Genomic DNA, 22,444 nt, shown 5'->3' with positions numbered 1-22,444 from the left:
GGCCGGACATCGGCCAGCAGGCTGCGGGCCCACCGCATGGCACGCGCGCGTTCGTGGGGTCAGGTGGGCAGGCGCCGGAGGGTACGGACGGCGTCGGCGAATGAGGCGTGGCGCTCGCCGGTGGCCTGGACGTGCCAGAGGCCGTCGGCGTCGCGGGCGTGGAGGGTGCCGAGGTAGTCCTCGGGCCGGTAGCTGCCTGGGGTGTAGACGCTCCAGATGGGCCGGTCGGTGTCGCTCGGCCGGATGCATTCGATGGGGACGGTGTCGATGGTCGTGATGAAGATGTCGCTCCAGGTCTGTGCGTCGGAGCGGGACAGGTCGGTGTTGGGGGACGGCGGGCGTGGCGGGAGGTAGCGGGGGTTCATCTGCTGGGACCTCTCGGTACCGGTGCGTATCGAGATGGGAGCTGCGAGGTCACCGGCGTGATGGGCATCGCCATGTCGCGGATCTGGGGCAGCAGCGGCGCATTGGGGGTGAGGAGGGAGCGGAGCTGGGGAAGCGGGAGGGCTTCGTGGCGCAGCACCAAGCCATCGGTGAGCAACTGTGCGACGGGAGCGGCGAGGTGTGGTGGCAGCCAGCTGGCCGCGGCATGGGCTTCGTCGGCGGCGACGGGCGGGTGAGAGCGCGGTGGGCGGGTGAGGAGGGCCTGGTAGAGGCCGGCGGCGGGCTGGAGCGAGGGAAGACCGACAGCATGGGCGCGCTCTGTGGCCTTCTGGGCGCAGCACAAGCCCTTGAGGTCGAGATCTGCGTAGAGCAGCAGGGTGTCCACGGGGTGGTCGCGCTCGCGGAAGGAGGCCTGGGCGGTGGGCAGGGAGGCGATGAGGTGGTCGCCTTCGCCGAAGCCGAGCCAGCCGACCTGGCTGCGGTCGGGCCAGGTGCCGAGGATGTCGCGCAGACTGGTGAACGCGGCGGTGTTCTCGACGATGAGCAGCCAGGGCGCCGGCCCGAGTTCATACATCGCCAGTGGGGCGGGCGTGAGCCGGGCTCGGAGGTGCACGGTGAGGTCCAGCAGCCCCTTGGTGACGAGGTGGTGGCGCTCGATGTTCTTGAGGCGTTTTTCGTCGCCGTACAGCTCGTAGGAGCGGTCGGCCACCGGGATGATCTCGGCTTCCGGCTGGTCGCGCAGCAGCGCGTTGACGGGGCCGAGCAGGGCGTGGTCGCCTGCCGTCAGGCGCAGGGTGGTGGCGAAGCGCAGTTGCTCGACATAGGCGTGGGGGGCGGGCTGGTGGCGGGGCGGCCGCGCGGCAGGCGGGCGTTTGACCCAGCGGGGCAGGGGTGGGTGGGCGCTGTAGTCCCAGCCGTCGTTTCCCTTGGGCAGGGTGGCCAGCCCGCGGTGGGCCAAGGTGCGGGCGGCGTCGGCGAGGATGCGGCGGCGCTGGGGCGAGGCGGCCAGGCTGGAGTCGCCCGCGTCGGCGGCGCCCGCCAGCGCGTCGAAGTCGACGCGCTGGCGCGGCTGTTGGGCGAGGAACGCGGCCATGTGGTCGGTGGCGGTCACCCGGCCTCCTGCTCGGTCTGCGTGTGTGGTTCTGTCTCCATGCGCAGGACGGCGCGGCGCAGGAGGTGGGCGGAGGTGATGCCGTCGTCCTGGGCGCGGGCGACGCCGGCCGCGACGGCGTCGCCGTAGCGGTCGAGGATCTGGACGTAGCGCCGTTTGGTGCGCAGGTCCACGCCGTTGCGCATGCGGATGATGAGGGGGAAGCGGCCCAGGGCGGGCAGATCGTTGGATCCGGTGGTGTAGACGAGCTGGATGCCGTGGGCGGCGGCGACGCGGCGCTGCAGGTCGACGAAGGGCCTGTAGTTGGCTTTCCCGAAGGGGTTGTCCAGTACGAGTGTGCCCACTCCGCCGGGGATGCGCCGGTCGCGCTGGGCGGCACGCATCCGGGCAAGCGTGCAGTACAGCAGCACGGACACGGTCAGCAGTTCACCGCCGCTGAATTTTTGGATCTCGGTGACGGATTCGCGTTCGACGGTGTCCAGGCTCTGGGTCGGCTTGATGATTTTCGCGACGATGTTGCCGCGGCCGCCGAGGGCTGCCAGGACCAGTCGCTTGGCCAGGGGCATTGCCTCGGGCAGGGCGCTGGCTCGTCCGGCGGCGCTGGCCGGAAGGGCGGTGATGAGACGGTCAACCTCGGCGGACAGTCTGCGGGCCAGTTCGTCGCCTGTGGCCCGCTGGCGCAGCTCCAGCGACAGGAACCGCTGGCTGGACCAGCTCCCCAGGTTTTTGGGAAGACGGGAGTGGCGGGCGACTTCTTCCACGCTGTCCAGGACCGCTTCGACCGTGCTTGTACAGGCGTCTACGACTCGGGCCTGGTCCTCGGCGGACTCGGCCAGCAACGCGACGACCTGCCGTTCACGTTCCTCGATGTCCTCCAGGAGTGTGGTCAGCCGGGTGGGGGTGGTGAGGTCTTGCTGCAGGCGTTCGCGCAGTCGTCCGTCGACGATCTGCATGTACTCCGGCTGTTGTGCGAGCCGTTCAACCTTCTGCACGTCCTTGCGTAGGGCGTTCCTGGCCCTTTCCAGGGCGCGGTCGGCCTGAGTGACCTCGCGGACGAGAGCGTCCTTGATCTGTTCGGCGTCGTGCGGTTGCAGCGACTGCGCGGTCACTGCGGACAGCGTGTGCTGTTCGAGCAGGAATGCGTCCACGGTCATCTCCGGGGCGCTGTCAGCGCCCTGGCCGGGGGCCGGACGGTCGCTTGCCGCACGAAGGGCGCTGACTGATTGCCGAAGTTGCGCGGCGTGGCTGTCCGCCTGGTCGGCGCGCCGGTGGATCTTCTCGGCCTCCAGGTGCCGCACCTGGGCGAGGGCGCGGTCCTGTTCCAGCAGCTGCTTGGCTGATTGCAGTTGTTCCTGCGCTTCCTGGGTGCTGTCGAAGACCGGGACCTTGGCACCGGGGAAGTCGTCGAGGGCGGTGGTCGCCTTTTGGTGGTCTTCGGTGACCTGCCGCAGCAGCAGCCCCGCTTCCGCCTCCGCCCGCTCAGCGTCCTTGAGGGCTTTGTCGGCGACGGCGATGCGGGCGGCGAGGTGCTCGGTATCCATCGTCTGGGCTTGGTCGACGAGTTTCTTGGCCCGCGTGCGGGCCACAGAACCGGCCTGGGCCAGCTGCTGATTGAGGCTCTCGATGGCGGTCTCGGCCGTGGTCAGCCGCTGGTGCAGGACCGTGTCGCTGATGCCGTTGAGCCAGTCCCGGCGGGCCTGGGTCCAGCGCTCGCGCAGGGCCTGCGCGCTGCTCTCGGGCACGACAGCCGGACAGGCGGCATGGAGGACCTCGGCGGACAGGTTCTGCCGGATCTCCTGCGCCCATCCCTTCCAGCGCTCCGCGCGGTCCTGGCACTGCCGCAGTGCTGCTTGTGCACCCCGCTGCTGCTCCTGGGCGCCTTGCCAGCGGTCTTTGCATGCCTGAGCGGCCACGCGGTGTTCCCGGGCCTCGGCCTGAGCGTGCTGCCGCTGCGCAGCCCAGTGTTCCACCGCGCGGGCTGTCTCCACCAGCGACTGGACCTGGGGGAGCGCCGCGGCGAGTACCCGCAACGTAGCCGTGTGCTGGGTCAACCGGTGTTCCGCCCGGCGCCCGGCACCCTCGGCTTCGGCGGCCTGGCGGACCAGGACGCTCGTGCGCTCGGTGAGCGTGTTCACCTCCTCGTCGAGCTGCCCGAGGAGTTCCTCCAGACTGGTCCGTGTCCGCGCGTCGAACCTGTCCAGATGGTTGCGCAGCCGCCCGCGGAGAACGCGATCGGCCTCCCGCCGTTGGACGATGGCTGTGCAACGCTCGTCCACGGTGGCCAGGCGGGCATTGACGCGGTGCAGTTCTTCCTCGCCGGCCTCGGCATCCAGCACCGAGGGGCGCAGCGGCAGCACCGCGATGTCACCGAGGGGCTGGGACAGCAGGGCGCGGGCCTGGTCGTCGGTGGAAAGAGAGAGCACCGTCGGCAGGGCGACGTCGGCCCGCCGGGCCAGCGCCGCCAGATCGCCGCCGGGCACGGGTCCGCAGAGGACCACGCCGCCGATCAGGTGTGGGATGGCCGCGATGACGGCGTCGTGCTGCTGGGCGGGCACGGTCTCGCGGAGGAACTGCACCCCTGCGACCGCGGGGGCGCCCAACTCGCGCAGGGCGGTGACGGCCTGTGCGACTTCGCGAGGCGGCGGGCAGAACCCGTCCTGATCCAGGCCGTCACGCAGGCGCTCGTCCTCGAACGCCTGGGCACGTTCGGCGGCCAGTTGCCCGTCCGCGGTCACCAGTTGGTCCGTGAGCATGGCGACGAGGTCGGCACCGACCGCGTCCAGGTCCAGCTCGCCGGCCGCCTCCCCGATCCCGGCCAGCTCCCTCAGTCGGAGATCGGCTACCAGCTCGCGGCGCTCTTGGACAAGGGCGTTCCACTGGTCCCACACGTGGTCGTGCCGCTGCCGGGCGGTACTGAGCCGGCCGGCGCTGGAGACCCGCTCCGCCGCGATGGCGGTGGCCTGCTCGCGGGCCGCTTCCACTTGGCACCGCGCCTGTTCGGCCTGCTCGGTGGCTGCTTCTTCCTCGTGGACGAACCGTGCCAGCGCTTGGGTGGGATCTTCCTCCTTGCCGAGGAGGCCAGTACGGCGGGCAGCCGCCAGCTTCGCCTGTTCCTTCTCGCGGGCCTCCTCGGCGGACAGCGCCCGGCTCTCGGCCCGGCCGGTCGCAGCCTCCGCTTCCGCGTACTCCCGCTCACCCGCCTGGGCCTGCGCGGCGGCTGTCTCGAGCGCGGCACTGCTTTGGTCGGACTCGACCGCAAGCCGTGCGAGACCGTCTTCGAGCTTCGCGTACAGTTCGGCGCCGGCGTGCTCCACGGCCTCGCGCAACGGGGCCTGCTCGCTCTGCGCGCAGGCCAACAGCTGCTTGGCCTCACGGCGTTCGGCTTCCTGGTCTGCCAGGTCCAGGAGCCAGGGGACTGCCTTCCAGGCCGCTGCCTCGCGTCCCGCATCGGCAACCGCCTCAACCCGAGCGGCATGGTCTCGCCGGTGGTCAGCCATCCGCAGCCGTTCGGCCACCTCCCTAACCTCCGCCACCCGTTGCTTCCGCTCCCCGACCCGGCCCTCGGCCTCGCACGCCTCGTGTTCGGCTGTGTCCGCCTCGCTGCACAAGGCGGTTGCCTGGTGCTCCTGGCGCTCGGCCTGGGCCTGCATGTGCTCGCCTGCCCGCTGGGCGATCCGGGCCTGCTGGTAGAGCGTCTGCTCGGCGACAGCCACCTCGGCCGTGCTCTTCTGCACCGGCCTCAGCCTCAGAACAGCTTCGGCGAGGAAGCGTTCCTCCATTTCCCGCGCGGGACGGGCGGCCAGCTTGTCGGCATGCTTGGACAGCGCCGCGCGCGCCGCAATGGGCGCGGCCGGATCAACGACCATGTCGACGAGGAAGTCAACGAACTCCTCGGCAGTGCGGAACTTGAACAGATCGGTGATGCCACCCTCTTCCTGGTTCATGGCCTTCTGGATCTTGAAGACCTGGGGGTCCAGTCCGTGATTCCCCAGATGCTCCTCCCACTCGTACTGTTCGTCCGCGACGGCCAGTTGCAGCCGCCGCTCCGTCTTGTTGGCTGCCTCCAGCGCCTTGACGTACGTGGACATGGTGAGCTGGCCGTCCTCGGTGCGGACCGGCAGTGAATCCAGTTCCAGTCCACCGGGCTGTGGCCGCAGCAGGTACCAGCGGCGCTCCAGACGTTCCCAGCCGCTGCTCGGGTCCGCCGGACGCTGGCGGTCACGCCACTGGTAGACCCCTCCCGTGAGCAGGACGGCGCCGGATGCGGGACGTTCGGAGTCACCCCACTCGGCGATCACATGGGAGACCTGTCCGTCGGGGACGTACTCGGCGAGCGACTTGGCCTTGGCCGCCCCGATGAAGTCCTTCTTGGCCGGCAGCAGCAGGCTGAAGAGCAGCGAGAGCAGGCTCGACTTGCCGCCGCCGTTGCGCAGCCACAAGATCACGTCGACCGGCTGCAGGGAGCGGCCGTCGATCGAGCTGGGTCCGCCGGTCAGGTCCAGGACGAGTGACTTGAAGCCGGCCGCCCGGTGGCCGATGTTCTCCAGACGAATGCGTCGGACTTGGAGCATGGTCAGTCCTCCTCGGCGAGGTGGGCGCGGCGCAGGTCACACAGCGCGGTGAATGCCGCCGAGGCGGCTGCTTCGCGTACCTGGACGCGGAAGCGGTGGGCGAGCCGGTAGGTCCCGGGCCCGAGTTCGTCGGAGCGATAGGCCATGCCCTGATCCACTAGCCAGTCCAGTGCCTCCTTGATCACCCGCTGGGTGCTCGACTGCGACAGCTGCCCCTTCTTGCGTGTCAGCTGGGAGGGCGGGAGCTTGGTGTACAGCTGCCAGGCGGCCTGGAGTTCGGGGTGCGGCACCGGCAGGCCGTCCGCGTCCACGGCCGCCTCGCGGAGCTTGGCGGTGAGCCGCCGCAGAAAGTCGTCGACATCCGTGAGCGAGATCCGCTTGACGCTCTCCTCCTCCAGATCCCCGGCCGTGGGGTAGGCGCGGGCGGCGATGGCGAGATGGGCGAGCCCGAGGACGAGGCGGTCGTTGACCCCCAGCTTCGGGTGGTCTTTGAGGCGATAGGACAGCCAGGAGCCCTCCCGGGGATGCAGGATGAGCCCTTCGACCGTGTGCGCCTCCATCACGTCCAGGTCCAGACCGTCCGCGGCGGCGTCCACCGCGTCGCGGAACGCTTGGTCCATCCGGTAGCGCTGCAGCAGGTCCCGGTACTGCGGGATCTGCAAGGGCCGAAGGCGCGGCTGGCATCCGAACCGCACCAGCACGGCCGCGTCGGCCAGGTCGTCGGGAGAGTAGGCATACGTGCTGGTGGTCATGCCAGGACCTCCAAGTCGTCCTCAGCGGGAGTGGGATCGGGAATCAGCGACTGGGCGGGGACGAGCAGCAGGTCACTGCCCGCGAGTGGACCGATGTCGAAGACGGCGCCGTCATCGAGCACCACCACGAGTTCACCGAGCAGGTCCGCCAGCTCGTCCGCGGCATCGTCCTCCTCGTCCTCCTCGGGATCGGGGGCGTAGGCGCGTAGCACGGAGACAGCCAGCAAGTCCGCGGCCTCTGCCGTGTGATCCAGTGCCTGTTCGAGCAGCTGGGACAGCCGCACGGGGGTACGCAGGGCCTCCATGAGCACGGTGCGGGCTACAGCGAGGTCCTCCTGGCTGTAGGCAGAGAGCTCGCCCGGGTCGTCGGCGGTCAGCTCGATGTCCTCGTCGGGCACTGCCTCCTGTACTTCCCGGGCCGGGGCCAGCAGCGACGCCCACCAATCCTGAAGCCGCGGCTGATGTGAGACCACGGGACCGCCGACCCCATCGGCGAACCGACTCGCGATCACTTCGGCTTCCTCGATGCCGAGGCAGAGCAACGGCTCCAGCACGTCCTCCTGCACTCCCACGAGAGCCAGACGCGGCGGGGGACGGAAGCGCTGGTCGGCCTGGGACCGCAAGAACGCCGGACGGGCATCGATGATCTTCTCCAGCAGCTGCGTATGACGCAGATGGGCCCGGCCCAGCAGCCGCAGGACCCGCTCACAGGTACGGCGAACGTCGGCGTCCTCCACGGCGTTGCGGACCCCGCGCATGTACTCCATCAGGTCGCGCTCCACTCGGTGGCGCTCACCGAGGTGTTCGCGGGACGCCGTCAGCAGCACGGGTACGTCCCGGCTCCAGTCCACCGCCCGCACATCGCGTTCGGTCTCCTCCAGCACCGCTCGCACCCGCTCGCAGTACATGAGTGACAGCTTCAGGCTCTCGGCCGCGCTCTCTTCCGCGCGTCCCCACCGGCCACTCGCCACCTGGCGGCGCAGCATCGTGTCCTTGGCTGCCTGTTCGTCCTCCAGGTCGTGCTCCAGACCGGACAGCAGCAGATTGATGGCCGGGGTCGTGGCCCGCAGCACGGCCTGGCCACGCCTGCCGATGCCCTCCTCCAGCATCCGCAGCGACAGCGTGACCCGGCTGTGCCCCGCGCGGTAGTCGCTGTAGGAGACCTCGAACTCCTCTCCGTGCTGCGCGTCATTCAACAGCTCACGCAGGACGAACCGGGACACCGCCAGATGCTCCGAGGTCTCCCGCTCGGGCGCCGCGCCCGCCGCCAGCGACGCGAGGAACTCGACCACCTCCCCCGTCGTCGCCTCCGCCTCCATCTCCTGCCTGCTCACCACCGCCTCCAGCGCGGCCAGGGCGAGGGTGCGGGGATCGTAGAGACCGCGAGGGAATCGCTGCCAGGCCTGGCGCTGATCGATCCGGTGCAGCGGGGCCCCGCGAGCCAAGACCGAACTGCGCCGGACGAAGCCAACCGCGGCCACCAGCGCCCGCCACTCATCAACGCCATCGGGAACTGTCGATGCCGAGGCGAGCAGCCGCCGCTCCTCGCGATCCAGAAGGGCCTGGATCATCGAATCGCAGTCGTCTTCCTCCGCACGGTCGAAGCCGTCGAGGAACGCTCTATGTTCTGCCATGTCGTCAGTGGAGCAGCAGGCACTGACAAACTATGCGAATAGCGGACCAATGGTTAACCGGTTTGGTGCGCAGCCAGAATGATGAAAGCTGAAGCTCTAACCCCAGGAATAACGGGGTCCGCAGCTACGTAGGCACGTCCTCGATGACGCTGGCACCCACACTCTGACCGGCGGCATGCGGCGCTCGTCGCTTTCAGCGCCGGGGCCGCGGGTCCTGCCCGATCACGTGCGGAGCAGGACCCGCTGCTGGTCGGCAGCCAGTCAGGAAGCCTGTGTCGTACGGGTACGGGGAGGAATGCGGGATGCGTGCAGCGCCTCGGTGAGGCGGTGCAGGTCGAGCCAGTAGCGCAGGCGCACACCGGGCTGGCCTGCTTCCCTGTCCTTGCCTGTGCGGTCCGTCGTTGCCCCTTCCCAGCAGGCGGCGACCGCTTCGCGGAACGCGGACGCGGACTCGGCGTCGACGTCGGCTGCCGCGAACTCCACGAGGACCCGCTTGGGCTCCGGCTGCCCAGCCGGTTCCTCCTCCAGCTGATCGGTGCAGTTGAGGCCGAGAGCACGACGGGCGGGAAGGGTGCGGGCCGACTGCCGCCCGTGGTGCGTGCGGGGAGCGGGCGAGGTGGTGGCGAGGATGATCTCCAGCTGCTCGGCGAAGTACGGGCCCGGAAGCGGGATCTCGACCTCGGGGTGGTGTGCGTAGCCGGTGGCGACGGCCGCGGCGACGTAGTCCATGACGGCGAGGGTCGCCTCCGGCGTTTTGGGGTGCGGGGTGTTGGCGGGTCAGGCGGCTGCATTGTTCCGTGACCTCATGATCACGTTGGTGCCCGCCACGGTGGCGGTGGGCGCGGTGCATGACGCGCGAGCGCAGCAGACGCCACGCGTGACGGCGGACGTCGGGGCTGGCGACGGCCTGAGTGCCGGGCGGGTGGCCCGCCATGCTGTCGTTCACCTTCGGCGGCGCTTCAGCACCGCGGCCGAAGTGCCCTTCAGACGACTCGAGTTCAGGGAAATGGTGCGATGCCCAGGAAGCAGGTGTGGATCGTCGTTGTACTGGCGGCGGTCCTCGCGTGGAGCACGGTGATGACAGTGCTGGGACAGCTTGCGGCGGTGGCCGCACTGCTGCCCTCGCTCGGACTGCTGGTGCAGCAGATCGCCGCCGCGTTCGCCGGGACGGAGCTGCGGCCTACCGGCGCCGTGGACACTGGTCCGGCCGTGGCCGTGGGCGAGGAGCCAGGCTACCGCTGCACGTACGCCACCGACTGGGTGGCAGTGAAGACCCGCTGGCGGCTCGCCATCGACCCCGCCGAACAGGCCGCGCTCAACGGCATCCTCGCCGCGTGCCCCAACAGCCCCGTCGACGTCGTCCGCACCCGCTGAACACGATCTGGGCCGCCGCTCGGGGAAAGCGGCGGGCCAGCTTCTTCTCCGCGGCGTCACAGCTGCAGGGGACACGTATGCCGTGTCGGCAAGTGGCCGCGATTCCTGGCGTGCCGGTTTCAACCGGGCCACTGGCAAAGGCACCGTGGTCTCGGTCACCAGCCACGGCGAGGGTGATGGCGGCACCCGATGTACGGGCTGACGCTCGACACCAGCAGGACTCGGTCCTCCAGCGGCAGGCTCCACGGCCGGCCCTTGCGCACCGGGTCCGCACCTTCGCGCCGCAACGCGGTGATGAACTTGCCGAACTGACGTGAACTCAGCCCGGTGAACGGGGCTCTCCAGGAGAGCTCTGTCGCCCACGACCGGCAGACTCTTCCCCTTCCAGGGCTCGGTGTCCGACCCTCGGCCTACGATGCCCGGATGCAGCCGTGCAGGTGAACGTCGCCGCCGACGATGACAGGTTCGCCCGGGCCGGATGTGTATTACGCCTGGAGCGGGAGGCGAGGAGGAATCCCAAGGAAGCCTGTTCCGCTCTGCAAGTGGCTCGCTTGTGAGGGGGCTTCGGTCCAATCGGCGAAAGGCCGACGTACGCCGTCAGCCGCGTACGGCCAGGCCGTCTCCCCGGTCGCGGGTACGCTGCCGACCGGACGTGAGGTTCGGGGGGGCGTGGGGTGCGTACGGTATTTCTGGCCGTGCTGGCCGGTATCTGCGGGCTGCTGGGTGCGTTGCTGGGGCTGGCCGCCAACGCGGCTACCGGGGACGAGAAGTGGCCTGGGCTGCTGGACCAGGTGCGCGCTCATGCCTGGCCTGTGACGGGCGTCCTGGGCGGGGCGATGGTGGTTCTCGGGGTGCTGGCCGTGGTGATCGAGCGTCGGCCCGAGCCCGCGGTCCGCAACGACCCACGTCCGCCGAGTCCACCCCAGGTGCCCGATCACTTCGTGCCCCGTGAGCAGAGCCGCGAGGTCGTCGCGGCGGTGTGTGCCAGGGCAGGTCAGGTGGGGATCACCACGTCGCTGCGCGGGTCGGGCGGGTTCGGCAAAACACTGCTGGCACAGCACGTGTGCGGGCAACGCCAGGTGCAGCGGCACTTCCGTAAGCGCGTGTACTTCGTGACGGTGGGCCGGGACATACGCAGTCGCGCGGAGATCGCCGCGAAAGTCGGCGAGGCCGTCACGCTGATCACCGGGAACACCAGCACGCCGGCCACGGACCCCGATGCTGCGGGAGCACATCTTGGCAGGCTGCTCGATGAACGGCCCCGTACCTTGCTGGTGCTGGACGATGTATGGGAAGAACGCCAGCTCGCCCCCTTTCTCATCGGCGGTCCGCGCTGCGCGCGCCTGATCACCACCCGCAACACCACACTGCTGCCAGCCGGCGCCGCCCAAGTCCACGTCGACCAGATGACACCCGAGCAAGCCGAACAGTCCTCACCCGGGACCTGCCTCGGCTGTCCCGTCGGCTGGTCGCCGGACTACTGCAGGCGACCGGCCGGTGGGCGCTGCTTCTGCGCCTGGCCAACCGGCTCATCGTCCGTCATGCCAGTGCCGGCACGGATGCTCACGAGGCGGCCGAAGAACTGCTGCAGCAGTTGCGGAAGCGGGGCCCCGTGGCCGTTGACGGCCCGGCAGGCACCTGGGACATGGACGATCGCGATCTACGCAATCAGGCTGTCGAAGCATCCATGGAAGCATCCACCACACTCCTGCAGCCGGAAGCCGCCAAACGCTTCACCGAGCTGGGGATCTTCGCTGAGGACGAACCGGTCCCGTTCACCCTGGCGGCAGCGCTTTGGCAGGCCACTGGCGGCCTGACCCCGGCGCAGGCCCGTCTGTTGTGCCAGGACCTCGCCCACCTTTCACTGATCACGTTCGCACCCGCCGAGGGACGCCTCCACCTCCACGACGTCATCCGCGAGTACCTGCGCGCCCGCATCGCACCCGACGACCTGGCCCGGCTCCACTGCACGTTCGTGGACGCCGTCGCCCGCAACCTGCCGCCTGCCGCCCCGCTAGCACCAGATACGCCGGATCCGGGCCGGGCCTGGTGGCAAGCCACAGAGGGTTACCTCCACGACCACCTCATCAGCCACCTTCTCGCCGCCCATCGGCCGGAACAGGCCGAGACCGTGGCCGGTGACATCCGCTGGACGGAGATGCGCCTTAACCAGCGCGGCCCCAACGCCCCGTGGAATGACCTCATCCGCATCGGTAGCCCCCACAGCCTCGCCCTGGCACGCCCCCTCGCCCAGAACGCCCACCTCCTCACCCTCAATGAACCCGCACACGTCCCCACCCATCAGCTCCACGCACGCCTGGAACATCACCCTCACTGGCGCCCGCAGATCCAAGCTCGCCGCCGTACTGACCCATCCCTCCTCCCCTGCCTTGCACCACGGTGGCCGCTCCCCGACACCCACCCTTCCGCGTACCGAACTCTGCCCGGCCACAGCGGAGGCGCGTGGTCGGTGGCGTGGTCGGCGGATGGCCGCCTCGCCACCGGCGGCGGCGACGGGACGCGGGTGTGGGATGTCGAATCTGGCACCGCTACCGAGTTGGCTGGCCGTACCAATTGGGTGCGGTCGGTGGCGTGGTCGGCGGACGGCCGCCTCGCCACCGCTGGCCAGGACGGAGTGGTGCGGATTTGGGACGTGCAAGCTGGCACAGCCGCCGAGTTGGCCGGCCACACCCGAGGGATGTGGTCGGTGGCGTGGTCGGCGGATGGCCGCCTCGCCACCGGTGGCATCGACGGCGTGGCGCGGGTGTGGGATGTCGAAGCTGGCACCGCTACCGAGCTGCCTGGGCACACCGGAACGGTGTGGTCGGTGGCGTGGTCGGCGGATGGCCGCCTCGCCACCGGCAGTGACGACGGGACGCGGGTGTGGGATGTCGAATCTGGCACCGCTGCCGAGCTGCCCGGCCACTCCGGAACTGTGCGGTCGGTGGCGTGGTCCGCAGACGGCCGCCTCGCCACCGGCGGCCGGGACAGGATGGTGTTGGTATGGGACGGCGGAGCCAGCACTGCGACTCAGCTGCCGGGGCACACAGGAGGGATGCGGTCGGTGGCGTGGTCGGCCGATGGGCGTCTCGCCACCAGCGGAGACGACCGGACGGTGCGGGTGTGGGACGTGCATGCCGGCACTGCGACTGAGCTGACCGGCCACAGCGGAGGGGTGCTCTCTGTGGCGTGGTCGGCCGACGGACGTCTCGCCACCAGCGGAGACGACGGGACGGTGAGGGTATGGGCCGTTGACGCTGACACTGCGACTGAGCTGACCGGCCATAGCGGAGGGGTGCTCTCTGTGGCGTGGTCGGCCGACGGACGCGTCGCTACAGGGGGCATCGACGGAGTGGTGCACCTCATGGACGTGCACACCAACACCGTGACCGCATTGCCCGGCAACATCGGAGGGGTGCTCTCTGTGGCGTGGTCGGCCGATGGCCGCCTCGCCACCAGCGGCCAGTACGGGACATTGCGGGTATGGGACGTGCAGGCCAACACCGTGACCGAGTTGCCCGGCCACAGCGGATGGGTGCAGTCGGTGGCGTGGTCAGTTGATGGCCGTCTCGCCACCAGCGGCGAAGACGGGACTGTGCGGGTGTGGGACGTGCATGCCAGGACAGCCAACGAACTGACCGACCACACCGGAAGGGTGTTGTCGGTGGCGTGGTCGCCGGACGGCCGCCTCGCCGCTGGCAGCGACGACGGCCTGGCGCGGGTATGGGACGTGAACGCTGGCACCGCCACTCAGTTGCCCGGCCACTCGGACTGGGTGCACTCGGTGGCTTGGTCGGTAGACGGCCGCCTCGCCACCGGCGGCATCGACGGGACGACAAAGGTATGGAATATCGACGTCGATACTGCGACTGAGCTTACCGACCACCCCCGAGGGGTGCGGTCGGTGGCGTGGTCGGTAGACGGCCGTCTCGCCACCAGTGGCATCGACGGGACGGTGCGGGTATGGGAGTGGGCAGAGCGTCGCGTACTCGCCCTTCTCCAGTTTGATGGAGAGGTGACCTCGTGCTGTTGGTCTCACGACGGCAAGGCCCTGGCAGTAGGATCCAGCAGCGGGCTGATTCTGCTGGATTTCCTCACCACATGACTCACAGACACGTTTGCCTGTGAAAACAGGGCGCAGAAGGCGGCTCTCACTTCTCCGGTACGGCACTCGCACAGCCGATCAACGGCCCGGCGTTAGGCGGCGGGCGGCCTCCACCTTCAGCCGGAAGAGGTCATTGCCTCGCGCTTCGCGTAGCTGCATTCCGATGAAAGTGGATTCGTCACGGTGGTGTCACCTCAGCTCGACGGAGTAGGAGGCGCCGGGGAACTCCCATCCGTCGGTGCCTTCGCCGATGTCCGCCACGATGACGTCGTCGATGAAGTGGTCCTCGAAGTCGTCGTCGGTGAGCTCGCCGGCCAGCCAGAGTTCCTCGATGGCTCCCCAGTCGCCCCTGCTGCCGTCGATCCGCAGGGGCGCGGCCCGTCGTGTGCCGCGCACGCGTTCGTCGTTGCCGGTCTTGACGGTGCCGCTGATTTCGAACTGGCCGTTCTTGACGTGGTCGGGGATCGGGTCGGCGGGGACGGTGGCGACGTTCTCGTAGGCGGTGTGGACGAGGTCGCGGTAGCTGCGGCGGATGTTGTATTCGGGGTCGGACAGCCAGTTGAGCAGTGTCTTGGTGGTCACGTGGAGGCCGGCCTCGTCCAGGGCCTGGTAGCCGCGGTGGGTTGCGGTGAGCTGGCTGAGCTGGGCGTGCCAGTGCTTAGCGTTGTACGACGACAGCCGGTGCCGGGGAGTGACCTGAGAGCGCAGGAGCTCGTTGAGGGCGGCGCCCAGGGATCCTCCGTGGCCTGTGGGGCCGGCCATCAGTCGTCACCTTCGGGGATGATGTCGCCGGGCTGGACGAACTTGGCCTTCACTTCGCCGAAGCCGGTCCCGATCCGGTACGTGGCGGGGGGCGTGCCGGGGGGTGTCCAGAAGACGGCCGCGTCGACGTTGCGCAGGGCGATGAGCTTGTGCCCGTCCTGGACGGCCCGGAAGGCTACCGACCAGTGGCGGACGGAGGCCTCGGCGACCATGCTCATGCGCCAGTCGGGCCGCCAGAACGGGGACCGCTGTTCCGCGCGCTTGGGCCACAGAAGGCGCAGGGCGATGGACAGCCGCGTCTTGTACGCCTTGTAGGGGTCACCGCCGACCTGGACGAGCTCGGTCCGTGCTTTCCGGGTGGCCTCGTAGAAGGGCTTGAAGAGCGACTCGTTGGCCTTCCCGGTCCAGGAGTCGTGGATGGTCGGCGCGGCGGCGAGGTGGCCTTCGCGGACGAGTTTCTCGAGCTGCTTGATGTGGGGCGTGGTGACCCACACGCGGCCCTGCTCGTCGGGCCGGTCGATGATCCGTCCAAGGGGGTGCGGCATGTCGGTGTGGTTCCACTGCGGGATTTCGATGAGGTAAATGCCGGCCTGGGTCTTGTCGAACGCTTGGAGGGGGCCGGTGTGCAGGAGCTTGTTCGGGGCGAGGGGGACGGCTGAACAGGCGGAGGGGTAGCTGCCGTTGCGGTCGATCAGGCACATCACGCCTGCGCCGAAGGAGTCGGGCACGTCGAGCCGGTCGCGTCGGACGCGCTTCCCGTTCGCCTTCATGTGGGGGACACGCGTGAGGGTGACGTCGGGGTGCACCCAGCGGGGCTCGCCGTCCATGTCCTCGCTGATCAGGGTCCACGGCCCGCTGTCGCGTTCCTCGGTGCGGATGACCGGGATCGGGTGCATCTTCGAGCGGGCGACCGCGTCTTTGAGGATCTTCAGGGCGGGGAAGACGGCTCCCTCGGGCTCGTCCTCCTCATCCCCCGGCGCCAGGCCGTCCCTGTCGTCGTCTTCTTCGTCGACATCGTCGGGGACTTGCCCACTGTCAGCGGCGGGCTGGACACCGGCGGCCTCGGGCTGCCCGGTGGTGTCGGCGGGCGCGGTGGTGTTGTACGCCTGCAGCGCGGAGGCGAGGCGGCGCCCTTCAGCGGTGTCCGGCAGTTGCGGCGGTGCCGAAGCTGCCTCAGCGAGGGCCGGTCCGAGTTCCGCGAGGGCTTCACGATCGCCGTTGACCAGTGCGGTCCGCAGTGCCGCCAACACGTGGGTGACGGAGGCGGGCAGCCCCTGCTGGGCACCGGACGTGTAGGGGAGCGCGGCTTCGGCCAGCTCCTGCTCCATCGTGCTGCCCAGATTACGTGCGGTTCCTTCGCCACCCGTACGGCCGGCGGGGGCGGCTCCGGCGTCGAGGAAGCGGGCGTGCAGCAGGTCGGGCTGAAGGTACGCCGAGCCGATCGCGCCGAAGTCGCGTTCCGCGACGGTCACCTCCACTTTGGAGGGGTCTTCGGTCGGCGCGAGCGTCAGCATGATGTCGGCGTCCAGGAGACCCAGGAGCGTGGGATCGGTGCTGTCCACGATGGCGAGGACCGGCACGTGCAGGGTGCGTGCGAGGGAGGCCAGGACCTGGGAGGCGTCCGGGAGGCGGTTCCCGGACAGGGGAAGGCGGGCGTTGTGGGCGGCCTGGAGCCGGTCGACGACCACGAGGGCCAGGTCCTCGACGTGTGGGGCGGTTTCCGCGATGGCTTCGGCGGTCAGGTCGCTGCCGTCGTCGATGAGCAGTACGGAGGCCTGCTGGCGGAGTTGCTGGGCGACCTGCTGTTCGTGTTCGGTGAGGCGGCCTTGCTTTAGGCGTGGGTAGTCGCCGCCGGTCTCGGCGGCGAGGATCCGGCGGAAGATGTCGGCCCGGTTGGGTCCCGATGCCGCGTACAGGACCTTGCGGCTTTCGCCGAGCGCGGTTTTTCTGGCGGCAGCCAGCCCGAGCAGGCTTCCGCCGCCGGCCGGTGGGGCTGCGACGAGTGTCAGCAGGCCCGGCTGGAGACCGCCTGTCGCGGCGTCCAGGCCGGGCAGCCCGAACGTGGGGCCGCCGGCCGGGCCGGAGGCGAGCACCGAACCGATGGTGTCGCCCAGCGTGGCGAGCCTGCGCGGCGTGCTGCCGCGGTCCTGAGTGGCTTGGCTGTTCACCGCACCTCCTGCGGGCGCCGCGCTCATGGCCGCGGCCTGTGACGAGTGGGGAGCAGAGTCGGTGTCGACGGGCAGTAGCACCGCGACAGGTGTGCGGCTGCGACGGAGCACTTGCGGTTGGCCTTGAGCCGCTCGCGAGATCAGGTCGCCGAAGTCCTTCTGCGCTGCACTGAGCAGGTGTGAGGGGAACGCGTCGGGTTTCCGTGCTGCCGGAAACCGGTCCAGCGGTACCAGCAGAGCGCGATCCTCCCTCTTATGGATCAGCGTGGTGACCCCGTCCTCCTCGGCGCGCTTGACCAGGGCGTAGAGATCCTTACGGGCTTCGGTCGCGTTCATCGCGGCCCCGGCCGGCGGCTCCTGGCTCACTCACCCTCCTAGTGCACTCAACTCCCCACTATGGTAACAGAATCGACTCAGTCCATGGGCTTGAGCCATACACTTAGCTGAAATATTCACTCACTAGTGAAGCGGTTGCATGTGAGTTGACCGCTTGAAGCACTCACCGGCGAGCCGCAGCATGGAAGGGCCAAGGCCGGGACCCGGCCTTCGCTCACTCCGCCTGCAGAGGATCGCCCCGCGCCGAACAGGCAGGCTCAACTACGCGCTGCCGACTCCTGCTCTTCGGGCATCTCCTTGTACGCAAGGTGACCGACCGCGGAGTGGGCCCTGCTCAAGGTGCCGTGCAGGTCGCCCGCGAGGTCCCGCGCCCTGCCGGAAGCCTCGGTGAAGCGCTCGAGCACCTCGTCGAGCGGCTCGCCCCGGTAGTCGGACATCAGGCGCCCCCTGTTATGGAGGCCCTGGACGGAGGTTGTGACGAGGTCGAGGGCGGTCCGCATCAAGAGCGGCCACGGGGCGCCTATCCGCCGCTGGCCTGGCCCCCCTCGCCCTCCCGGCGGACAGGCCCGGTCAGTCCTTCAGCCTCCTGCAAGAGCCGGTCCGTGGAAGCGAAGTCCCCCAGCTCGACCGCGAGCGCGGCGCGCACGAACGCGGCGAGCGCGATGCTCCCGTTGCGCACCTCGAAGATGCGCAGCACCCCGTCCGCGTACGCGGCGCGGTGTCGGCACCCGGCCTGCACGCAGTACCCCTCGGCGGCCAGGGCGAGCCGCTTGAAGGCAGCGTTCTTCTCGTCGGTGAGCTGGGCAGGACAGCCCAGGTGGTCCAGCGTGATCCGGATGTGGGCGGGCTTCTCCGGCGGGCGGATGGTGAGCCGTCCGCCGCCGGGCGTGACGTAGCGGCCAGGCATCACCGGGGCGTACGGATGGATCAGCGGCAGATCCTTATCCACCGCATGCAGGGCGGGCAGTCCGTCGTACTCGAAGTAGGGGCCTGCAATGCCGTTGTGCTCGATTGCCATGCGGTCCTCGTTTCGGTCGCGGGGCGGAGGCCGGGACGCCCCGTCACGCGCTGGTGCCGGGCACGTTCCGCAGCAGTGCGGCCGTCATCGCCAGCAGCGTCTCCGCCTCGGCCCGGTCGTACTTGAAGGTCTTGGTGACCGCGTCGTTGTGCAGGGCGCCGCAGGTCTGGCCGTACAGGGCGTCCTGGATCCGCCACCACCGCTCGGTCTGGTTGCACTGGCTGGCTTGCTTCCTCGATCCGGGGTTGTCCCAGGTGACGTTCTCCCGAACCCACTCCAGCGCCCGCCTGACCTCCAGGATCGACGCCCGGACCTCGCCCACGGTCAGCAGCCGCTGCGCCTCCCGCAGCGTCCGGCCGACCTCATCCCGCTCCGGATCGCCGAGCGGGTACGGCACGGCCATCTCGAACGCGGCGGACGGCCCCAGCTGCGCGAGCTGCTGTTCCCACCGGCTCTTGGCGATGGTGATGTACGCCGTGTCCTGGGCGCTCCCCGGGTATCCGGGCGCCTGCGGCAGGGTCGCGTTGAGGTCGATCTCGAACCGGACGTCGCCGGTGCGGCCCTCCTCGATCGCGTGGACCTGCAACGACGTCAGCGGGAACGACAGGTTCACGCGGTGGACGGTCACCGTCGGGGTGTACGCCAGGTTCGCCGTGGTCCGGGCGAGCCGGGAACGCTGCCCCGTCGTCTCGAAGCCGAACAGGTCCGCCTCCAGGACGAGGATCTTCCCGGCCTCGGTGAAGGGCGACACCCCGACGGCGAGCTGGACGCCCAACTGGTGGGCTCCCAGCGCGCGTTGCAGCCACGTTTGGTCGCTGCTGACTGCCGCGGTGAACCGGATGTCGTCGTCGAAGCGGAGTTCCTGCATAGCTCCCCCAAAGGGCGTGTCGGTCACCCGATTCTGCCGGGCGGGCCGCCGCATCACCGCCGATTTCCCCCCGGCCGCGGGCTCCAGCCGGCAGACCCGACGGGCCCGGCTCCAGCTACACCGGCCGCGGTGCCGTTCGGCGCGCACCGTCCCGGCCCAATACCTCCGGCCCGCGCCGGGATGGAGGGGGTGCGCCCGGCACGGTGTCCGTCATCCCGTACACCGGGCCGGAGTTCGAAGTCGGCTGCGTGCTGGACTGCCCGCAGTGCACTACGCGCGTCTCCCGCTGGGGGCACGATCGTTGCGGTGATGCAGACCAAAGGACGGGCGCGGTGACCTTCTAGGCCGTCGCTGCTTCCGGATGCCGGGCCGTGGTCCGTACTGCGGCCTCGACTTCGAACCGGGGTTTGTCCTCGTCTTTGGCGTGCGCGGTGACGGCGGCCTGGGCTTCACCGGCTAGCTTCCTCCAGTGCTGCCAGGCCTGTTCGTACGTCTCGGTCTGCTCTGGCGGCCACGGGGTCACCGTGGGACGGCCGTAGGTGTCCCGCAGTTCCAGGACCCGGCCGTGCGCCTCATCGGCCGCCTTCTGCATCTCCACGAGACCGTCGAATGTGTGTGCCACGTTCATGGATCCTATGTTGCTCGCGCTAGGCAGCCTCGCATCGTCGACCGCCGCGCCCGCAGGTCATGCGTTCTCGGCAGTGGTCTCGCCTCCATCTGTCCGACGATGGCTTCCGCTGGGCCGTGCCTCTTCCGCCGTCGCCTTCAGTGGTAGGCAGCGGCCGCAGGTCGGCCGGTCGCACACCTGCAGCGGACCGTCCCATCGGTGGCGTCCTTCCCAGCGCTGTTCGTAGCACAGCTGGTCAGGCCCAGACTGCGGCGTCACCCGCAGTGCGCAGCGCATGGCCGACCGGGCCGCGGTCAGCGCCCCGAGCACGGTGGGTGGAGCCGACGAAATGCGGATCGAGCGGTGACGGAATGCGCGGATGGGAGCAGGTCGGGCAGCTGCTGGGGGTTCAGGAGTGCTGCGGAACTGGACAACCGTCGCACGGCGATCGACGGTCGCGGCAGCCGGGTTGGCCCGTTTCACTCAAAGTGATCTCCGGTTGGCGGGTCGGTGTCTAAACTTCTTCCAGCTCTCGCGGGGAGCGCCATTGACGAGGAACGGGGGGCTAGATGGCCCAGGTGCGGATCACGGGGGAAGTTCCGAATCTGAGGATGCTGCTGGATGACCTGAACAGCAGTCAGGAATTCTCGATCGGTGCATCCACGTCCATCATCCGAGTCGAGCAGGACAGCCACCGGCTCGGCAACGCTGAGCTCGTCACCTTGATCATCGAGGTTGGCGTCGGTGTGGCCAGCAGCGCTGTGTACGACTTGATCAAGCTCGCGGTGCTGTCCGCCCGCAGACGCGGCACCCTTACGACGGAGGGCTTGGGCGCGACCCAGAGCTTGGAGCAGCGTCCAGAGGAGGAGACGGCGGAGCCTGATGCCGTCGACTCCGGGGCCTGAGGTGTTTGCGGCGCCCCTGCTGTCTGCGGGTCCATGCGGCTGGCATCTGGACCTGAGAAGCCACATCCTCTTCAGCCCGGACCGCTTTGAGAGCGACGAGGATGCCCGGGACTTCTGGCACGCGACTTACCAGCACGAGATCGCCCATTGGGTTCGCTACCAGACCTCCAGCATTGGGCTGCTTCTGGTTCTGCTGCAGCGTGCACGCGCGATCACGGCCCAGCGGGCGATCCAGGAAGTGCCCGATCGAATGCGCGATCAGATCGTCGAGCGGTTCAGGGCCGGGCACCCGTTATGGTCGTACGAGTCCGGTTACGACCCTTCCATGGCAGGTTCCGAGTTCGCCCTCATGGGCCAGATCTGGCTCGACCTGCGCTTCACCTACGAGGCGCTCCTTGACTTCGAGAATCTCAGAGGAGTCCGCTGGCGCGCTGCGGATGCCGTGGGAAACGCGATCTCCGACACGGCAGCTGTAGTTCTTGATCACGGTTGGTCGTGACGGTGGTGTCGTTGCTGGTGGCAGGCGGTCGCGACGGCTTGGTGATGGCGTCGCCAGGCGGTCCAGTGCAGGACGTGCTCGCGGTCGCGGACGGGTGGCGGCAGCACGAGGGCTCGCAGGAGCCGGATGAGTTCGGGGCAGCTCAGCGGGACGAGCGCGGGCTCGTCCTCGGCGGCATCGTGGACGGCGGTGGCCGTGAGGGCAAGGACGGCGGCGGCGATGAGGGAGAACAGTGACCAGCGCATCCAGGAGTTCCAGCAGGTCACCTGGCCCTGGTCGAGTCCGGTGAAGCCCTTGGCGAGTTGGAAGGTTTCCTCGATCCGCCACCTGCGACAGATCACTTCCACCAGCGTGCCGAGCGAGACGTCGCCGGGTGCCCAGCAGCGGAAGTAGGACACCTCACCGGTGTAGCGGTGCCGCCGCGCGACCAGCACACTCGTCCCGGGCTCCTTCTCGTTCCGGTTCTCCTCGGGAGCGTCGTCGGGGCGGACATCGAGCCAGGCCCAGTCGTACTCGCGGGTGCCCTTGGTGCCGTGTCCGGTCTGCCGGCGCATCCACTGCCCGGGCCGCACTTTATTGATCATTTTGCGGGCCTCCCACCGGCGTCCGGTCCCGTCGATGACCTGGTAGGTGGCGGCGATGCCAACGGTGTAGCCGAGCCCCAGCGCCCGTATGCCCCGGCGTAGTTCGCGCCCGCAGTACACCTCGTCGCCGGCGAACCAGCGGGCCTTCAGCCCGGCGGCGAGCGCGTCGGTGACCATGGCCAGCGCCTGCTGCGGCTTCGTCGCGAAGGCGATCTCCTCCGGCACTCCGGCGACCTCGCGGCGTTCCTCGTCCGCAGCCCAGTCCGCCGGGAGATACAGGGCCCGATCGATGATCACCTTCGTCGTCGCGGTGACCGCCGCCAGGTGTACCGCCACCTGGCACAGTCCGACACCGCCGATTGCACCGGAGTATTGACGGCCGGCGCCCACGCAGTCCGTGGACGACTTCGCATCCCCCGTCTCGTCCGCCACCAATACCACGCTCTGACCGGCGAGTTCATCGATCACGAGGCAGGCGATCTCCTGCCGGGCCCGCTCATGGTCGAACCGGGCGCGCGAGAGCAGGTGCTGCAGCCGGTGCGGGCCCGGATGTCCCAGAACCTGCGCGAGCGTCCAGCAGTTCCGCGTGTCCACCTCCAGCAACAGCCCCGCGACCAACTCCGCCGCCGTCGCCCGGGCTTCACGTCGCGCGAAGCAGCCCGCGACCGTCCGCATCGCCCTCCCGAACGCCTCGCCCCACGCCCGCTCGGCTATCGTTGCTTCCGCGGCCACCGCGTCTTGATACGTCGTCACAAACGTTCATGAT

19 protein-coding genes and 1 pseudogene are annotated in these 22,444 nt (G+C 69.4%); 5 read left to right on the top strand and 15 right to left on the bottom strand.

Annotated features, from left to right (window positions below; all coding sequences use genetic code 11):
* Positions 1–59 precede the first annotated feature (59 nt).
* From OG819_RS56040 to OG819_RS56015, 6 genes are all read right to left on the bottom strand, one after another.
* The gene (locus tag OG819_RS56040; protein ID WP_266657902.1) at positions 60–365 is read right to left on the bottom strand and encodes a hypothetical protein; all 306 of its coding nucleotides are present in this window, start codon (positions 363–365) and stop codon (positions 60–62) included.
* Complete coding sequence (locus tag OG819_RS56035; RefSeq protein ID WP_266657900.1) at positions 362–1,495, bottom strand: hypothetical protein; 1,134 nt, start codon at positions 1,493–1,495, stop codon at positions 362–364. The genes OG819_RS56040 and OG819_RS56035 overlap by 4 nt, the downstream gene beginning before the upstream one ends.
* The gene (locus OG819_RS56030; protein WP_266657898.1) at positions 1,492–6,066 is read right to left on the bottom strand and encodes a hypothetical protein; all 4,575 of its coding nucleotides are present in this window, start codon (positions 6,064–6,066) and stop codon (positions 1,492–1,494) included. The genes OG819_RS56035 and OG819_RS56030 overlap by 4 nt, the downstream gene beginning before the upstream one ends.
* A 2-nt stretch (positions 6,067–6,068) precedes the next feature.
* Positions 6,069–6,818: a hypothetical protein gene (locus OG819_RS56025; RefSeq protein WP_266657896.1), complete on the bottom strand. Its 750-nt coding sequence runs from the start codon at positions 6,816–6,818 to the stop codon at positions 6,069–6,071.
* A complete protein-coding gene (locus OG819_RS56020; protein ID WP_266657894.1) occupies positions 6,815–8,452 on the bottom strand; it encodes a hypothetical protein in 1,638 nt (545 codons plus the stop codon). The genes OG819_RS56025 and OG819_RS56020 overlap by 4 nt, the downstream gene beginning before the upstream one ends.
* A gap of 261 nt (positions 8,453–8,713) precedes the next feature.
* Entirely contained in the window at positions 8,714–9,181 is a 468-nt protein-coding gene (locus OG819_RS56015; protein ID WP_266657892.1) for a DUF6207 family protein, read from the bottom strand.
* A gap of 285 nt (positions 9,182–9,466) precedes the next feature.
* Between OG819_RS56015 and OG819_RS56010 the strand changes: the two genes are divergently transcribed.
* Positions 9,467–9,826, top strand: coding sequence for a hypothetical protein (locus OG819_RS56010; RefSeq protein WP_266657890.1), 360 nt, complete (start codon positions 9,467–9,469; stop codon positions 9,824–9,826).
* A 203-nt stretch (positions 9,827–10,029) separates the two neighbouring features.
* Here the strand turns inward: OG819_RS56010 and OG819_RS56005 are convergent.
* A pseudogene (locus tag OG819_RS56005) lies at positions 10,030–10,149 on the bottom strand (IS5/IS1182 family transposase); the annotation flags it as partial.
* 372 nt (positions 10,150–10,521) lie between these two features.
* Here OG819_RS56005 and OG819_RS56000 point away from each other — a divergent pair.
* Positions 10,522–11,643, top strand: a complete 1,122-nt coding sequence (locus tag OG819_RS56000) for an NB-ARC domain-containing protein (protein WP_266657888.1) — start codon at positions 10,522–10,524, stop codon at positions 11,641–11,643.
* Between the two features lie 197 nt (positions 11,644–11,840).
* Here OG819_RS56000 and OG819_RS55995 read toward each other — a convergent pair whose 3' ends face one another.
* Positions 11,841–12,179 (bottom strand): hypothetical protein, encoded by a 339-nt coding sequence (locus tag OG819_RS55995; RefSeq protein WP_266657955.1) that lies wholly within the window; start codon positions 12,177–12,179, stop codon positions 11,841–11,843.
* Between OG819_RS55995 and OG819_RS55990 the strand changes: the two genes are divergently transcribed.
* The gene (locus tag OG819_RS55990) at positions 12,060–13,931 is read left to right on the top strand and encodes a hypothetical protein (RefSeq protein ID WP_266657953.1); all 1,872 of its coding nucleotides are present in this window, start codon (positions 12,060–12,062) and stop codon (positions 13,929–13,931) included. The two genes, OG819_RS55995 and OG819_RS55990, sit on opposite strands and share 120 nt — an antisense overlap.
* Before the next feature lie 189 nt (positions 13,932–14,120).
* Here OG819_RS55990 and OG819_RS55985 read toward each other — a convergent pair whose 3' ends face one another.
* The 6 genes from OG819_RS55985 to OG819_RS55960 all read right to left on the bottom strand — a co-directional run bounded on the left by OG819_RS55985 (position 14,121) and on the right by OG819_RS55960 (position 19,711).
* Entirely contained in the window at positions 14,121–14,693 is a 573-nt protein-coding gene (locus OG819_RS55985; RefSeq protein ID WP_266657886.1) for a hypothetical protein, read from the bottom strand.
* Complete coding sequence (locus OG819_RS55980) at positions 14,693–17,227, bottom strand: DnaB-like helicase C-terminal domain-containing protein (RefSeq protein ID WP_266657884.1); 2,535 nt, start codon at positions 17,225–17,227, stop codon at positions 14,693–14,695. The genes OG819_RS55985 and OG819_RS55980 overlap by 1 nt, the downstream gene beginning before the upstream one ends.
* Before the next feature lie 227 nt (positions 17,228–17,454).
* On the bottom strand, positions 17,455–17,634 hold the full coding sequence (locus OG819_RS55975) for a hypothetical protein (RefSeq protein ID WP_266657882.1): 180 nt from the start codon (positions 17,632–17,634) through the stop codon (positions 17,455–17,457).
* 83 nt (positions 17,635–17,717) lie between these two features.
* On the bottom strand, positions 17,718–18,215 hold the full coding sequence (locus OG819_RS55970) for a DUF6420 family protein (protein ID WP_266657880.1): 498 nt from the start codon (positions 18,213–18,215) through the stop codon (positions 17,718–17,720).
* Positions 18,216–18,258: 43 nt separating this feature from the next.
* Entirely contained in the window at positions 18,259–19,083 is an 825-nt protein-coding gene (locus tag OG819_RS55965) for a hypothetical protein (protein ID WP_266657878.1), read from the bottom strand.
* 340 nt (positions 19,084–19,423) lie between these two features.
* Entirely contained in the window at positions 19,424–19,711 is a 288-nt protein-coding gene (locus tag OG819_RS55960) for a hypothetical protein (protein ID WP_323139494.1), read from the bottom strand.
* A 548-nt stretch (positions 19,712–20,259) separates the two neighbouring features.
* Here OG819_RS55960 and OG819_RS55955 point away from each other — a divergent pair.
* The gene (locus tag OG819_RS55955; RefSeq protein WP_266657876.1) at positions 20,260–20,595 is read left to right on the top strand and encodes a hypothetical protein; all 336 of its coding nucleotides are present in this window, start codon (positions 20,260–20,262) and stop codon (positions 20,593–20,595) included.
* The gene (locus OG819_RS55950) at positions 20,573–21,094 is read left to right on the top strand and encodes a hypothetical protein (protein WP_266657874.1); all 522 of its coding nucleotides are present in this window, start codon (positions 20,573–20,575) and stop codon (positions 21,092–21,094) included. Before OG819_RS55955 ends, OG819_RS55950 begins: the two co-directional genes overlap by 23 nt.
* Here OG819_RS55950 and OG819_RS55945 read toward each other — a convergent pair.
* Positions 21,079–22,431, bottom strand: coding sequence for an IS701 family transposase (locus tag OG819_RS55945; RefSeq protein WP_266657872.1), 1,353 nt, complete (start codon positions 22,429–22,431; stop codon positions 21,079–21,081). The genes OG819_RS55950 and OG819_RS55945 overlap by 16 nt on opposite strands.
* Positions 22,432–22,444: the final 13 nt, after the last annotated feature.

This window comes from Streptomyces sp. NBC_01549, assembly GCF_026339955.1.
GTDB lineage: Bacteria > Actinomycetota > Actinomycetes > Streptomycetales > Streptomycetaceae > Streptomyces.
The sequence above is the reverse complement of the archived record's forward strand: the minus strand, read 5'-3'. Positions and strand labels throughout refer to the sequence as shown.